This window comes from Enterococcus faecium (assembly GCF_029023785.1).
Taxonomy (GTDB): Bacteria; Bacillota; Bacilli; order Lactobacillales; family Enterococcaceae; genus Enterococcus_B; species Enterococcus_B faecium.
In genome coordinates, this window is the sequence record NZ_CP118955.1 from 546,395 (window position 1) to 563,026 (window position 16,632).

A 16,632-nucleotide genomic window follows, 5' to 3' on the forward strand; every position below is an offset into this window, starting at 1 on the left:
CACTGATTGAATAGTTAGAGCCAAAAGAGAAGAGAATTAGAAAGATTAGTGAATTTTTTCTTTTTTTTATATTATCTAATTGAATATTAAATTTTTTCTAAGGAGGTATCCATAAATGAAGAAGCGAAATTATTTTATCGTTTTCTGTCTATTTTCTCTATTTTTCGTCACCTATTTCCATATCCAAAAAGGGGAGACTGTGGCAGCCAATGAAGAATCAACCATAGAAGTATTAAACAATGAATACGGCAAAGTAAGTATTAGGAAAATAGATCATCAGCTAACGATCTTGTATCGATTAAATGCGCAAACGCAAGAAACCCGATTTTTATTCCAGCTACATTCAAAAGATGCACCTGAAACGAATCTGCTTTCCTCTTATGTTTCTCAGGAATATCAAGAATACACAGATGAACAACAACGAAAATGGCTAGCAGGTTATTTTTCTCAAACTATTGAAGAAAAAGAATGGACCATTGAGTTGCCGAGTACGAGCAAAGAATTTCAACTCAATATTCAGATAGAAGAAAAAACGGGTCAGTTACTTTTATCCGAACCTGTTTCCTTTTCATTTTCTATAGATAATAAGAATCAGGAAACTGCACAAACAAATGAAAAAACGTCTGAAACATCAACTTCTTATGAAAATCATGAGATATCGGATGATTCATCGTTAGATAAAGACGAATATCGTCCGTTTGAACAACCACAATTATTTAATGCACAGTTGAAACCTAAGGGGTTAGCTACGATTGAACCAGAATATACCACAGATGAGCAAGGAACATACCCTAAGGCAATGTGGCAACCGGATAATAGTCAATATGTGCGTAATCATCAGGGCAATCGCCAAGGACAACAGCAATGGGACGGGCTGAATGGGTGGGATGGCAATCCAACCAATCGCAACAATTCTTATATTGAATATGGTGGGGAAAAAGAGGATGCCGATTATGCCATCCGAAAATTTGCCAAAGAAACAGCGACTCCTGGATTGTTTGACTTGTATCTGAATGTTCGAGGAAATACTCAAAAAAATATCACTCCTCTTGATCTCGTATTGGTCGTAGACTGGTCTGGAAGTATGAACGACAATAATCGGATCGGTGAAGTAAAGATTGGTGTCGATCGTTTTGTCGATACTTTAGCAGATAGCGGTATCACAGACAAAATCAATATGGGATATGTCGGCTACTCAATCGAAGGATATAGCTACAGTAACGGTGCAGTACAGATGGGTTCATTTGATTCAGTGAAAAATCAAGTAAAATCCATTACACCTTCATGGACAAATGGTGGTACTTTTACACAAAAAGCACTAAGAGATGCAGGAAACATGCTATCCGTTCCAAATGGACATAAAAAAGTGATCGTTTTGCTGACGGATGGTGTACCAACATTTTCCTATAAAGTACAGCGGGTACACGCACAATCAAGCAGCAATTATTACGGAACTCAGTTTTCTAATACGCAAGATCGGCCGGGAAATACTTCTCTAATCTCAAGAATCTATGATGCACCTGACCAAAACAATCTATCCAGAAGAATCGACAGTACGTTTATCGCAACCATCGGAGAAGCGATGGCACTCAAAGAACGAGGAATCGAAATACATGGTCTTGGCATCCAACTTCAAAGCGATCCGGCAGCTGGTCTCTCAAAAGCAGAAGTAGAGTCTCGTATGCGACAAATGGTTTCATCAGATGAAAAAGGCGATCTTTACTATGAATCAGCTGATCATGCAACAGATATCTCTGAATACCTAGCCAAAAAAGCTGTACAGATCTCAGCAACTGTAAGCAATGGACAAATAAATGATCCAATCGCAGAACCATTCATTTATCAGCCTGGTACACTTTCAGTCAAGAGTGTGGGGACAAGTCCTACAACGGTCACTCCATCTATTTCCATAGAAGGAAATACCATCAAGAGCAATCAGATCTATTTAGGAAAAGACCAAGAAATCCAAATCCATTACCAAGTGAGAATCCAAACAGAAAATGAGGACTTCCATCCAAATTTCTGGTATCAAATGAACGGCAGGACAACTTTCCAGCCAAACATTGATACCAATGAATTAGCTGAATTCGGTATACCATCTGCTAAAGCTCCCGGAGTCAGTCTTCACATCAAAAAGTTATGGGAAGAATTTGACAACAATCTAGCTGATCGTCCAGATCAAGTTACTTTTGAGATTCAACGGGAACATACGACAAATGCTGCAGCTTGGAAAAACGGATATATCCGCATCACTAAACCAGCTAAAGATACTACAAATTCGTGGGAACGTGCAGACGTCGACAAACTCTCTGCAAATAGTGGAGAAAGTTATCAAGAGATACTATCACTGCCTCAATATAATAATCAAGGTCAAGCATTCAGTTACCAAACAATCAAAGAACTACCTGTACCAGGATATGATTCTCAACAAATAGATGCACTGACATGGAAGAATACTAAACAATTCACACCGTTAGACTTAAAAATAACGAAAAATTCCTCTACAGGAGAAAAGGATCTCGTTGGCGCTGTTTTCAAATTAACAGGAGATTCTATTGATACTTTACTAACTGATAATGGTGATGGGACCTATTCTCTTCCGGAAAATGTCAAATTGCAAAAAGAAATGACTTATACACTGACAGAAACAAAAGCTCCAGAAGGTCATGAATTAAGCAAGAAGACTACTTGGGAAATCAAGATTGCTTCTGAGGGTACGGTAACCATTGATGGAAAAACAGTCACTACTTCCGATGATACGATCCAGTTGACCATTGAAAATCCTTTTGTTGAAATTCCTATAGCAGTACGTAAGTATGCGATGCAAGGGACGGACAAAGAGATAAATCTTAAAGGAGCAGCATTTTCCCTACAGAAAAAAGAAGCAAATGGTACTTATCAGCCAATTGACAGCCAAACAACGAATGAAAAAGGTCTTGCCAGTTTTGATTCACTCACACCTGGTAAATATCGAGTCGTTGAAACAGCTGGTCCTGCTGGATATGATACTTCGCCGGGAAATTATGAATTCCAAATCGATAAATATGGAAAAATCATTTACACGGGAAAAAATACCGAGATGACAAATAATGTATGGACGCTCACTCATCAAAATCGACTAAAAGCGTTTGATCTAACGGTACACAAAAAAGAAGACAACGGACAGACATTAAAAGGAGCAAAATTCAGACTGCAGGGACCAGAAATGGACTTAGAATTGCCAAAAGATGGACAAGAAACAGATACCTTTCTATTCGAAAATTTAAAACCTGGAACTTATACGCTGACCGAAACTTTTACACCAGAAGGATACCAAGGTCTAAAAGAGCCAGTTACTATAGTTATACACGAAGATGGGTCAATTCAAGTGGATGGACAAGATCATGAATCTGTTCTGTCACCAGGAGCCAAAAACAACCAGATTTCTTTAGACATCACGAATCAGGCAAAAGTACCATTACCTGAAACGGGAGGAATTGGCCGTTTAGGAATCTATCTAGTAGGGATGATTGGTTGTGCGTTTTCTATTTGGTATCTTTTTTTGAAAAAAGAAAGAGGGGGCAGCTAAATATGAAAAAACTTGGTTGGCTTAGTATGTGTCTCTTCTTGTTACTATTTAAACCAGCTTTTACTCAGGCAGCAACAGAAACAGAAACAGAAATGGTTCAGATTACTTTACACAAATTGCTTTTCCCAAACGGGCAACTGCCGAAAAATCATCCAAATGACGGACAAGAAAAAGCGTTATTACAAACGTATCGAGGATTAAATGGTGTCACATTCCAAGTTTATGATGTCACAGATTCTTTTTACCATCTACGGGAAAAGGGCAAAACGGTAGAAGAAGCACAAACAGAGATCGCAAAAAACGGTGCGTCTTCCGGTATGTTTACCGCAGAAGCAACAACTACAACTCTTAACAACGAAGATGGTATCGCTTCTTTTTCTCTGGCCGCTAAAGATCAAGAAAAAAGAGATAAAGCGTATCTTTTCATTGAATCCAAAGCACCAGAAGTCGTCAAAGAAAAGGCAGAGAATATGGTAGTTGTTCTTCCTGTATATGGACAAAACAATCAAAAACTTTCAACTATCCATTTGTATCCTAAAAATGAAGAAAACGACTACCCTGATCCACCTTTTGAGAAGGTATTAGAAGAGCCTAGAAATGATTTTACGATTGGTGAAAAAATCACTTATTCCTTGCATACGACAATTCCTGTAAATATCCTTGACTATCAAAAGTTCGAATTGTCAGATAGTGCGGATGAAGCATTAACGTTTTTACCTAATAGTTTAACGATTTCATCGAATGGAGAAAAGCTGACAGAAGGCTTTGTCATACACAAGAAACCTCACGGATTTGATGTTTTATTTTCGATCCCTTCGTTGGAAAAATATGCTGGAAAAAAACTGACCATTTCTTATCAGATGCAGCTAAGCAGTACAGCACAGGCGAACAAGGAAATCAACAACAACGGAACACTGGATTTTGGTTTTGGTATCAGTACAAAGAAAGTTTCTGTATATACAGGGAGTAAGCAATTTGTCAAAATCGAGACAAATAAACCAGATAAACGATTAGCTGGCGCAGTATTCCTTATTAAAAACAAAGCAGGAAATTACCTCCAGCAAACAGCCAACGGATACAAGTGGACAAAGAACGAATCAGATGCGCTTCACCTGATTTCCGATAAAAATGGCGCTTTTTCAATTTCCGGGTTGAAAACAGGAAGTTATCGATTAAAAGAGATCGAAGCACCTTCTGGTTATATTTTAAGTGAAACAGAAATTCCGTTTACCATTTCAACTTTTCTTTCTGAGGATAAAGAGGCGGACAGTATATTGAAAGTAGTCAATAAAAAAGAAAATAGCCGTCCATTTCTTCCAAAAACAAACGAAACGAAAAATACACTTTTAGGCGTTGTTGGTATGGTATTCGCAAGCTTTGCAATCTGGTTGTTTATCAAAAAAAGAACAGGAGTGAAAAAATGAAAAATCATAAAAAAATAAACGTTATGTTAGGAGTACTTTTCCTTATTTTACCATTACTCACAAACAGCTTCGGCGCAAAAAAAGTGTTTGCAGAGGAGACAGCAGCTCAAGTCATCCTTCATAAAAAGAAAATGACTGATTTACCCGATCCTTTAATCCAAAACAGCGGGAAAGAAATGAGCGAATTCGATCAATACCAAGGATTAGCCGATATTTCATTTTCAGTTTATAACGTCACTCAAGAATTTTATGCGCAACGAGATAAAGGAGCGTCCGTGGATGCAGCAAAACAAGCAGTCCAGTCTTTGACTCCTGGTACACCAGTTGCTTCAGGAACGACAGATGCTGATGGAAATGTCACTTTATCTTTACCTAAAAAACAAAATGGGAAAGATGCAGTCTACACGATCAAAGAAGAACCAAAAGACGGAGTGTCAGCTGCCGCAAACATGGTTTTAGCTTTCCCTGTATATGAGATGATCAAACAAGCAGATGGCTCTTATAAATACGGGACAGAAGAACTAGATACTATCCATCTCTACCCTAAAAATACAGTCGGTAATGATGGAACGTTGAAAGTTACAAAAATCGGTACTGCCGAAAACGAAGCACTAAATGGAGCAGAATTTATTATTTCTAAAGAAGAAGGAACACCAAGCGTCAAAAAATACATCCAAAGTGTCACAGATGGATTGTACACTTGGACAACTGATCAAACCAAAGCCAAACATTTCATTACTGGTCATTCTTATGACATCGGCAACAATGACTTTGCCGAGGCAACGATTGAAAAAGGCCAGTTGATCGTTAATCATTTAGAAGTTGGAAAATATAATTTAGAAGAAGTAAAAGCTCCTAATAATGCGGAAATGATTGAAAAGCAAACAATCACGCCTTTTGAGATCCTGGCAAATAGCCAAACACCAGTAGAAAAGACCATCAAAAATGATACGTCTAAAGTTGATAAAACAACACCTCAATTGAATGGAAAAGATGTCGCAATCGGTGAAAAAATTCAATATGAGATTTCTGTCAATATCCCATTAGGTATCGCTGATAAAGAAGGGACGCAAAACAAGTACACAACATTCAAACTTATCGATACTCATGACGCTGCTTTGACATTTGATAATGATTCTTCAGGAACGTATGCTTATGCCTTATATGATGGAAATAAAGAAATCGACCCAGTAAATTATTCTGTCACTGAGCAAACAAACGGATTCACGGTTTCAGTTGATCCGAATTATATTCCTTCATTAACTCCTGGCGGTACATTGAAATTCGTTTACTATATGCATTTGAACGAAAAAGCAGATCCAACCAAAGGATTTTCTAACCAAGCAAATGTCGATAACGGGCATACAAATGATCAAACACCACCGTCAGTCGATGTCGTTACTGGGGGCAAACGATTTGTTAAAGTAGATGGTGACGTTACATCAGATCAAACACTTGCTGGAGCAGAATTCGTCGTTCGTGATCAAGATAGTGACACAGCGAAATATTTATCGATCGACCCATCCACAAAAGCCGTCAGCTGGGTATCGGCGAAAGAATCAGCAACGGTTTTTACAACCACAAGTAACGGTTTAATCGATGTGACAGGTCTAAAATATGGCACGTACTATCTGGAAGAAACGAAAGCGCCAGAAAAATATGTTCCATTAACAAACCGTGTAGCATTTACTATCGATGAACAATCTTATGTAACAGCAGGACAGTTGATTTCTCCTGAAAAAATACCAAATAAACACAAAGGTACACTTCCTTCAACAGGCGGTAAGGGAATCTATGTGTATATCGGTGCAGGAGTAGTCCTTCTACTGATTGCTGGACTGTACTTTGCTAGACGCAAGCACAGTCAGATTTAGTCTTTTTGCAAGAATTGGAAAAAGGAGCAGCGGATTACGCAAATGCTCCTTTTTCTTTTATTATCAAACAGTCATCACAAGGAGAACACGAATGAAACCAAAGAAAAGAAAACTTCTAGATCTGCTGATGCTTTTCTTGCTTCTCTCAGGAATAGGGATACTAGCTTATCCATTTGTTAGCGACGCGCTGAATAATTATCTGGATCAGCAGATCATCTCTCATTATCAGCAACAAGCGGTCAAAGAAAATGAAGAAGTCATGGCTAAAATCCAAGAAAACATGACAAAGAAAAACCAGCAATTAGCAAAAGAAGGTGGAAATCCAGGTGCAGATCCCTTTACTAAGAAAAAAGAACCTGTGAAAAAGGATAGAACCTATTTTGAGAAACATACGATCGGTATTTTGACGATCCCCAAAATCAATGTCAACTTACCGATTTTTGATCAAACAACGATGAAACTATTGGAAAAAGGAGCTTGTCTGCTCGAGGGAACCTCATACCCTATTGGAGGCAAATCGACACATGCGGTACTTTCTAGCCATAGAGGCTTGTCGCAAGCAAAATTGTTTACAAATTTACCTCAATTAAAAATAAAAGATCACTTTTATATTGAAATTAACGGACAGTATCTTGCGTATCAAGTCGATCAAATCAAAACCGTAGAACCCACAGAAACAGAAGCGCTGCAAATCCAAGAAGATCAAGATCTAGTCACACTGGTTACTTGTACTCCGTATATGATCAACAGTCACCGTTTACTGGTGCGTGGACACAGAATCGTTGTTGAACCAGAAGAAATAAAGGAATCCTTAGAAAAAGTGAAACAGGCAAAGTGTACTGCATTTTTACTTGTAAGCGGTTTGATCGGTGTGCTCTTGTTGCTATTTTTAGTGATCCTAATAAAATTTTTAAAAAAGTAAGTATATAGTTTACGTAAACAGAATATCTTTTGTGTATAGTGGAATCTCACGAATGAAACGGAGTGTAATAAGATGGAGATAGAATTTAGACGAAAGCACGAATTCATCAATTAAGTATTAAATACAGTTACACATGGAATCGCAGCGTTATTAAATTTGCTTTTCTTCTACATTATTTCATAGTCTAATTTTTATAAAGGTAAAGAAAGTTTTCCAAGTATTCGATCATTGTTCGATCTATCTATCTCTTGATCACTGGTACGTATACACATTTTTGTCTCTTAATAGTACATGGAAAACGACTGATTTGATCTTGCTTAGTGTCATTTGAATACTATCAATAATTGGGAGTGTTTACAAATCTTTGACGTTAACAAAAAATAAATAAGGTGTCGAAAGTTTCAATGATCATTTACAATGTGATGTTCAATCATCGTTGTCTTATCTAATCTCTATCAAAATATTAATTTAACTGAATCACTAATCTTAGTTGTTGGAAGTAGCGCTGATGTTTTTAACTATCTATGTAAGTAATTGAGCGCTAAGAAATACGAATAAATTGGAGGTGTGACATAAGTTAGTTACACTCTATAAAAAATAAGGAGCACTCGAAAATGGCTTATTTTTTCGAGTGCTCCTTATTTTTTATATTTATCTTCAATGTTTCCAGTATCTATTTTTGTCAATCCCATTGCGCTTAAATCATATTCTCTTGGACGACTAAATATAGGGAGAATTGATCTGAAGAGTTACACATGCTTCTTTTTTAGCGACTTATGTCACCGTTTCTTCTTTTTATAATATCTTGATGATAAAATCAACTTTATTTTCAGATTTAGATAATTCTTGCAAATATCTATTGTACTTAATCGATCAACTATCCATAACTTTATCTTTGAGTCGTAAATAAACATAAGATTATTGATATGGAAGAAATTCAAAAAGATATGAAACTAATCAGATAGGTAAGAAATATCTTAAGTTGTAATAAAGAGATACAATAACCCTTAATCAACAATTACTAAAGAGCTTAAAAAAATACGTGAATCATTTAGAAAAAAATCAATTATCTTCAATTATAGTAAATGAACTTAACTTCATAGCTGAAACAGAATAACTTGAATCCTCAAATAACTTCTCTATCTGCTGTTTTGGTTACGATATTGGCTACGTTCCCGATGATAATATCTGCTGCTATATACTGTCAGTCTATAGTAATTTGTTAAATGAAATATCTATACAAAGCTTATTCCTTTACTCTGATTCCCAAAAGAGTCATTGGAAGGGTCTGTGGGGTAATACTTAAATAAAGTCTAGGAACCTTGATGTTATCAGGTTCCTAGCCTTTTTATAATAAAATGAAGCGAAAATAATTTCTTTTAAAGAGCCAAGATTATCAGCTATATAAGAGTGAATTTGATGCAAAAAACAGAGCCGAAACAGTCTTGGTGTTCGTAGCTCTGCTTATATGTTTCGAATTTAAGACAAAGGGTTGGCAAAAGATGTTGATAAGGAAGATAAGATAACTGTGTTATATAAACTAGGTAACTAACTGTAACAAGCTAATTTTAAGAGATTCTTATTAGAAGACGTTTAGGAATATAACTAAGAAAATGATTATACAGGTAATTGTCATTTCAATAATGTTTTCTAATTTTCGCGTCTTTGTTTTAAGAAAAAGGCCAGAATCAGTTGAAAAAAAGTTGGTACGATAGTGAAGAGGGGCAAAATTTCCTACTAATATTCCCACTAACAAGAGATAAAATGGCCAGTTTGGTGTGATTCCTCTATAAAAAATGCCCATGCTACCGAAATCCCATAGATTAACAACTGAACAATTTTTACAATGAAAAAATTTTTTTGCCATTACTCAAAGTCTCTTCCTCCTTGTATCGTTTATTTGTTTCATTTTATCATTATGATAGGCGCTTGAACAATCCATTTTGTATTTTATTGAGTACTCTTGGATAAACTACCAGCGATTATCATATTTATTTATGTTACTGTAAGCCATCATATAAAAGTAAATGAGCAGATCATAGAAATATAAAAAAGAACTAAAATTGATCTAAATTATGTGCAGCTTGACTACGTACCAATCTATATTACTTACTAGATTGGTCGTTAATCTATTCGGATCGAATGAGCAAAATATTTTTGTGAATGTCCATCCTTGATTATGATTCCAAAAAGAATCATTGGGAGGCTGTGGCGTAAATATTATACTATAAGCCAGAAATACCTATCATTCTGAACTTTTTTATTTAGGAACTTTCATCTCAAGGCTTTTTCAATTAATTTGTACCCCTGTTTTTTGGATAAGATCATGTGCATTGATTTTTTCTATCTCTACGTTCATCTCCTACTTAATGCCTATCTGGCTCCTGAGGGCTTCTTTTTAAGGCATCGTCATAGTCTTTGCTGAGAAGTTCTTGGTAATCTGAGGGAATGGCTTCCCAAGTGAGCAGGCGAACGTTCATGACGTGTTTTCCTTTGTGTTTGATTACAGCATGGTTTTTCTCTTTTTCTACCTCTCCAGCGTGAAAAGACAGCCATGTACCATGGCCAAAGATATCATTACATACCCAATGTTCGATGGAATTGTCCACGTATCCTACAGGGAGTGTGGTATAGCCGATTTGTGGTTTCAAAAAAGGATTGAATCGATCAATCGTTTCATTTTTGTATTGATAATTGATAAGAAAAAGATAGACCAAACAAAAGACGAGCAGAAAGAAAGATAGTGTCTTTTTGAGTGAGAAGGGTTGTTTTGATGAATAAGATTTCTTGATAACAAGAGGTTCGTCTGGCAATGTTGGTTCTATTGATTCGGTAGCTGATTCAATAGAAGGAAAATCAATCGGCAGACCTAAAGTCTGATGTAAAAGTGACAGCATTTCAAGGTCTGGCATTGTACGAGAATTTTCCCAACTAGAAATCGTTTTATCGGAAACACCAATTTTTTCGCCTAATTCTTTTTGCGTAAGCTTACAATTTCTGCGGTAAGTTCGTATTTTTTCTCCGATGTTCATCTTCTTCTCCTTTCGATTCTACAGTATATAGATTTATTCTACATGACCTATACACTTGATAGATACGTTTTTTTGATGAAAAACGGTATGATTTTATCAAAGAATCATTTAAGTAAGGGAGAGTGGTGATAATCAAAAAAAGTTCACAGTTTTACTCACAATCATAGTGACCGGTATCATGAGTGGTTTTGCCTTGGTTAGTATAAATAAACAGGTACTCTATCGGACAAATGAATTTTTCCATCAAACAGATACTTATACTCCGATTCGATTGCCACAACATTTTATTGGGCAAGAAGAATATGAGCAGCTAATCATGGTATTTGAAAATGTCTCATCAGAAACTGAGCTTTCTTATATGAAAAAAACAGTAAATGAATCCAATGAAGTAGATACATCTTGGAACTTCAAGATACAGCCAAAGCTTGAAATGACATTGTATTATCAAGGGGATGTCAAATCTTCTCACGAGAAGGTACCTATTCTAATACCTCCTTTCGCGTAACGTCCATTGAAGAATCGATCAAAATAAAAGATTTTGAAGGTGAATTTTTCTTGATGACGAGAGAAAAAGAAGCCTATGAACGGTTCATTTCACTATTTGTGGAACGATTCAATCAAGCATTTCACACTGATTATGCCACTAATATTTTTGAAGACTTTGAAAATAGCTATTCGTATTCGGTTATTTCAAGTACAGACGTATATAATTATCGAGTGTATTTAACTATTGGATTGATTCTTTTATTCCTTTTGTTATCATCCTTTTTCTTATTGATGAATAAAGAAATCAGTTTATTGTTGAATAATGGCTTTTCATTACATCAAGTATTGTGGTGTTTATTGGGGAAAAAGAAAATCATTATTACATTCATAATTGCAGGAATCATTGGTGGTTTTATTTTTATGTATTATAAGGAGCAATTTCTTTATTTGTTCCAGATGTACGTTTTCTTGTTCAGCGGAATATATGGTATCTCTCTGATTTCTCTTCTATTAGTTGAAAAAATCGTTTCATTAAGAGAAGCGTTCAACTATATCCAATACATTCTTTTTACATTTTGGTTGTTATTTTCTCTTCTTTTGACCGTTGCCAATGTCGAATTAGCAACTATCGTTTTTTCTTCTTCACAGTTAGCTGTTTCCCATTAACCGCCAAAAGAAATTGCTGGTGAAGACTATCATGTGTTTTATCCAGTAACCATCGGGAAAAACCATGTGGATTTTATTTATTCCAATCGTTTTGCATCAGCAGCAGATCAGGAATTATATGAAACTTTGAATAAAAACGGAAGTATATTAGTCAATGTATCAGATTACTTGAATGAAGAAAACGAACAGTTCGGCAGAGGGATAAAAATAAATCCGAATTATCTTAAGAAATTTCCTTTGGCTGATGACCATGGAAACTTGATCCAAGTAACCGAAGAAGAAGCGCACCCTGTTATATTGATTCCTGAACGATATAGACATACAGGTTTAAAAAATAATCTAGAAAAAATAACGGAATATTATCAAGAAATCAGTGAAAAAGAACCAAAATTTCTATTTATAAAAAACAATCAACCCATTTATACATTTATTCCTTCTATCTCATGGATTGAACATTACCCGCTTGTGGAAGTACTGACATTGAAAAACAGTACTTATTGGGAAAGGAATATTCTCAGTGGAGAAATCTATCCGCCGTTAAAGATCAAGATAGGCTCTTTGTCGAAAGAAATGCTATTTGAATTGATTGAGGAAAGCCAGTTACGTGATAACTTGCAGTTATCATTTCCGTATACTCAAACAGAAGAGGCAGCTGTCAAGGTATTAAGCAGGTCATTTCATTATTTGATACAGGTATGTTTCCTCACTTTCTTTTCTTTTTTCTTATTGAGCTACGTCATGTTACGCATATATTTTGTCTACAATTGCCGGAAAATCTCTATCTTTCGTTTAAGTGGTTATTCGCTCTTCGAAACATATAAAGATTTCTTCATAATGAACCTCATCAAATGGGGAATGACAAGTGTAATCTTCCTTTTCCTTATAGAAAGAGAGCCTGAGTATCTTTTTAATATTTTTTTCTTTAGTTTCATTGATTTTATTCTTTCAGTTATTTTTATTTTGTCTACAGAAAAGAAAAGTCAGTTATTGTTGATGAATGGAGGTTAACAGTTGGAACCGTTGATAGCGATAAAAAGTGCAAAAAAAATCATTCGAAACAAAACCATTCTTCATTTGGACCATTTTACTGCGGATGCTGGGGATTTTGTGACTGTAGTTGGAGAGAGCGGAGCAGGGAAAAGTACTTTATTGAATATATTAGGATTGAATGATCAATTCAGTTCAGGGCAATTTTATTTATTTAATCAAGAAACAAAACATTTAACTGGAAGAGAGAAGCGCTTGATAAAAAGAAATGCCCTCTCTTTTCTTTTTCAAGACTTCGGATTGATTGAATATGAAACGATCAATTTTAATTTAGACATTGGCTTGAAGTTTTCGAATTTAAATGCTTCGGATAAACGAATAGTAAAGTATGAAGCATTGAAAAAAGTAAATATAGACAAGAAGCTAAGTACGCCTGTTTATACATTATCTGGTGGTGAGAAGCAAAGAATCGCCTGTGCGAGAGTCTTATTGAAGAATAGCAAAATCATTTTAGCCGATGAACCAACTGGATCATTAGATAAACGAAATAAGGAGCAAGTCGTTGAAATCTTATCGCAACAGGCTTCCCAAGGTACGTTAGTTATCGTGGTCATGCATGATCCATATCTGACCAAAATAGGAAACAAGAAGATCATGCTTTAGAAAACAAATGAAAAATCAATTTTTTTCAATAAAAACAACAAAAAAATGTCTGGAAAATCGAACATAAAAGTGTCTGATTTGAATATCCCAGCAGCGGAAGAAGAAAAACAAAATCGATAACATTTGTTCTAAGAATTAGTTACGTTAAATACGGAACGCAAGATAGACTTGAAAAGCGGTAACAAAAGAAGTAGTATATTAAGGTGTGATGTGCTACTTGACATTTATTCTGCTGAGCGAACTTTCTGGATTGTGTAGCCTTATATCTATTCAGGACGTATCGAGCAGATTAGTAAAGGTGTTCTTGATGATTTTCATCTTGAACACCTTTGTTTTTAGCAATTCGCAAAAAACGAAAAGTAGGAGAATTGATAAATGAAAAAAAGATTTTTAGCACTTGCCATCGTACTAGGCACTGGCTTATTGTCAGGCTGTACGAATGCCGGTGAAAAAACAGCCGTTAGTTATAAAGGCGGTACAATCAGCGAACAAGAAGTAATGGATAGCTTGAAAAAAATGCAAGGAGCAGATTCCGCTGTGCAACAGTTGATCGTTTATCAAGTATTTGAAGATAAATATGGAGATGACGTATCAACCAAAGAAATCGATTCCCAATATGATCAAACAAAGAAACAATTGGGTGATTCATTTGATTCACAATTGAAATCTGCAGGTTACACAGAACAAACATTCAAAGACAGTATCAAACAAAGTCTAGCCTTTCAAGAAGGTCTAAAGAAACATATCAAATTGACCGATGAAGATTTAAAAACGGCTTGGGAATCTTTCCATCCAGAAGTGGAAGCTCAAATTATCCAAGTAGCAAGTGAAGATGATGCAAAAGATGTGAAGAAAGCTGCTGATAAGGGAGACGATTTCTCTAAATTAGCCAAAGACAAGTCAACTGATACTACGACAAAAGAAGATGGCGGAAAAGTGAAATTTGATTCCACTACTACAACGGTTCCGGCAGAAGTCAAAGAAGCAGCCTTTAAGTTGAAAGATGGTCAAGTTTCTGATGTGATCACTTCTACCAATGCTTCAACTTATACTACGGAATATTATGTGGTTAAAATGGTGAAAAACCAAAACAAAGGCAACGACATGGATAAATACAAAAAAGAATTGAAAGAAATTGCAACAGACACAAAATTAAGTGACAGTACCTTCCAGAATAAAGTAATTGGCGAAGTATTGAAAGACGCTAATGTAAAAATCAAAGACAAAGACTTTGAAAATGTTTTGAGTACATTCACTTCAGATTCTAGTACAGCAAGTAGTAAATAAGCGGTATAAATAAAAAATATGAACTATTTAAATCAATAAAACTGTTCATCTAAATCTTTTTATTAGAACTAAATCAACAGTAGTTTAATTACTACTTGATTTAGTTCTTTTTATTTTAAAAATTTTTTTTACTTAGAATCCAGCCACCCTAGATATTTTTCTGTATAATCTTAAATAAAGAAAACGATATTAAAAAATGCACGTAGAAGTAGATAAATGGAGTGGTTTTGCAAATTTCTTTTATTTCTAGAAGTTATTCACGTATACGGATTTGTTTTTCTCACAAATAAAAAGGCAGGAAGTACAATGGATCATTTGTATATAAAATATATTCATCAATTTTCCGTTTTGGTGTTAGGCACACTAATTATAGCGGGGATTGTCGCATTTATTATTCAAGGTCGTGACATATTAACAGTACATCAAGAGTTTTTCAGTTATGCATTTGGTATTCCTCTGATCGCTATAAGGTCTGATAACAAAAAGTGGAAGAAACGCTATTACATTCTCTTGCTATTTTTGTGTTTTTATCTGCCACCTAAGATTTTTACTTTATTAGGTATACAATGCCTATCATTTTCTTTTATTTCCTATATCATTGTTTTAATTTTCCTCAGTTTTATAGTATGGGTGTTTTATCTTGTCAAAAAATAAATGAATGTTTCATGAACAGTACTTCATCACAGCCTAATTTTTTTCTTTATGCTATCGTTATATTAAAGAAATCAATGAGAAGGGAAAGAAAGTGATGAAAAAAGTTTTATTAGTGGTAAACCCCAGTTCAGGCGGTGAACAAGCAAAGGAATTTGAGCAATTAGCGATAGCAAAATTGAAATCGGTGTTTGATGAAGTGGTCGTCTTGCATACAAAAAAAGCAGGGGATGCAAAAAACTTTACTCGCGAAGCGGCTACGGAAGGGTATCATAGTGTGTTTGTCATGGGCGGAGATGGAACAGTCAACGAAGGAATCAGTGGAATCGCTGAACAAGAACATCGGCCAAATTTCGGATTTTTCCCATTGGGTACGGTGAATGACTTGGCTCGAGCATTAGGGATACCGCTAGAACCTGAGGAAGCGATCAATCATTTTTCGATTGAATCAGTCAAGCCATTGGATATTGGAAAAATAAATGACGACTATTTTATGAATGTCGTCGCAATTGGCTCTATCCCTGAAGCAATCAATGATGTAGATGCGGAGAAGAAGACGAAATTTGGAAAACTAGCTTATTTCATGTCAGGAATCAAACAGTTAGCTTCCACACAATCCTACTCGTTTCACGTAGAAGTTGATGGAAAGAAGGAAGAAATTGAGAGCAGTACCTTGCTGATAGGACTAACTAACTCAGTCGGCGGTTTTGAAACATTACTTCCAAATGCAAAAGTGGATGATGGTAAGCTCCATTTGGTTTATTTAAAAGATTCTTCTTTGATCGATACGCTTAAAACATTGCCAGACCTATTAAAAGGAGTAGATGAATCTACGAAAAATCTAGCCTATCTTACTTGTGAGCAATTAGTTGTGTCATTAGCTGATGAGGAAGAATTGACGACGAATGTTGATGGGGATGAAGGGGATAAATTACCTGTGATAATCAAAGTGTTACCCTCACATTTACAGGTTTATTGTTAAAATGGAGGTTGTGGCCGAAGAGTTGTCAGGAGAACACCGCTTGTTCGGGATAAGGGACTGTGACAAGACTTTTGTCACAGCCTTTTTTTG

General features: G+C 35.5%; 9 protein-coding genes and 1 pseudogene. 9 read left to right on the forward strand and 1 reads right to left on the reverse strand.

The window, feature by feature from the left end; genetic code table 11:
- Nucleotides 1–115: 115 nt before the first annotated feature.
- The 4 genes from PYW34_RS02580 (at nt 116) to PYW34_RS02595 (ending at nt 7,788) form a co-directional block, all read left to right on the forward strand.
- On the forward strand, nt 116–3,568 hold the full coding sequence (locus PYW34_RS02580; RefSeq protein WP_002334448.1) for a SpaA isopeptide-forming pilin-related protein: 3,453 nt from the start codon (nt 116–118) through the stop codon (nt 3,566–3,568).
- A 2-nt stretch (nt 3,569–3,570) separates the two neighbouring features.
- Nucleotides 3,571–4,992, forward strand: coding sequence for a SpaH/EbpB family LPXTG-anchored major pilin (locus tag PYW34_RS02585; protein ID WP_002334449.1), 1,422 nt, complete (start codon nt 3,571–3,573; stop codon nt 4,990–4,992).
- Nucleotides 4,989–6,866: a SpaH/EbpB family LPXTG-anchored major pilin gene (locus tag PYW34_RS02590; protein WP_002333012.1), complete on the forward strand. Its 1,878-nt coding sequence runs from the start codon at nt 4,989–4,991 to the stop codon at nt 6,864–6,866. The genes PYW34_RS02585 and PYW34_RS02590 overlap by 4 nt, the downstream gene beginning before the upstream one ends.
- 91 nt (nt 6,867–6,957) lie before the next feature.
- A complete protein-coding gene (locus PYW34_RS02595) occupies nt 6,958–7,788 on the forward strand; it encodes a class C sortase (RefSeq protein WP_002333168.1) in 831 nt (276 codons plus the stop codon).
- Between the two features lie 2,366 nt (nt 7,789–10,154).
- On the opposite strand, the gene PYW34_RS02600 is transcribed toward PYW34_RS02595, so the two are convergent.
- Entirely contained in the window at nt 10,155–10,820 is a 666-nt protein-coding gene (locus PYW34_RS02600; RefSeq protein ID WP_002333165.1) for a helix-turn-helix domain-containing protein, read from the reverse strand.
- Between the two features lie 178 nt (nt 10,821–10,998).
- Here PYW34_RS02600 and PYW34_RS02605 point away from each other — a divergent pair.
- The 5 genes and pseudogenes from PYW34_RS02605 to PYW34_RS02625 all read left to right on the forward strand — a co-directional run bounded on the left by PYW34_RS02605 (nt 10,999) and on the right by PYW34_RS02625 (nt 16,542).
- A pseudogene (locus tag PYW34_RS02605) lies at nt 10,999–12,980 on the forward strand (DUF1430 domain-containing protein).
- Between the two features lie 3 nt (nt 12,981–12,983).
- Nucleotides 12,984–13,622, forward strand: coding sequence for an ABC transporter ATP-binding protein (locus tag PYW34_RS02610; protein ID WP_002333161.1), 639 nt, complete (start codon nt 12,984–12,986; stop codon nt 13,620–13,622).
- A 375-nt stretch (nt 13,623–13,997) separates the two neighbouring features.
- Nucleotides 13,998–14,909 carry a peptidylprolyl isomerase gene (locus tag PYW34_RS02615; RefSeq protein WP_002288548.1) on the forward strand — a complete coding sequence of 304 codons (912 nt, stop codon included), beginning with the start codon at nt 13,998–14,000 and terminating at the stop codon, nt 14,907–14,909.
- Between the two features lie 216 nt (nt 14,910–15,125).
- Nucleotides 15,126–15,563, forward strand: a complete 438-nt coding sequence (locus tag PYW34_RS02620) for a hypothetical protein (protein WP_002321308.1) — start codon at nt 15,126–15,128, stop codon at nt 15,561–15,563.
- A 94-nt stretch (nt 15,564–15,657) separates the two neighbouring features.
- Nucleotides 15,658–16,542, forward strand: a complete 885-nt coding sequence (locus PYW34_RS02625; protein WP_002333160.1) for a diacylglycerol/lipid kinase family protein — start codon at nt 15,658–15,660, stop codon at nt 16,540–16,542.
- The last annotated feature ends 90 nt before the right edge of the window (nt 16,543–16,632 follow it).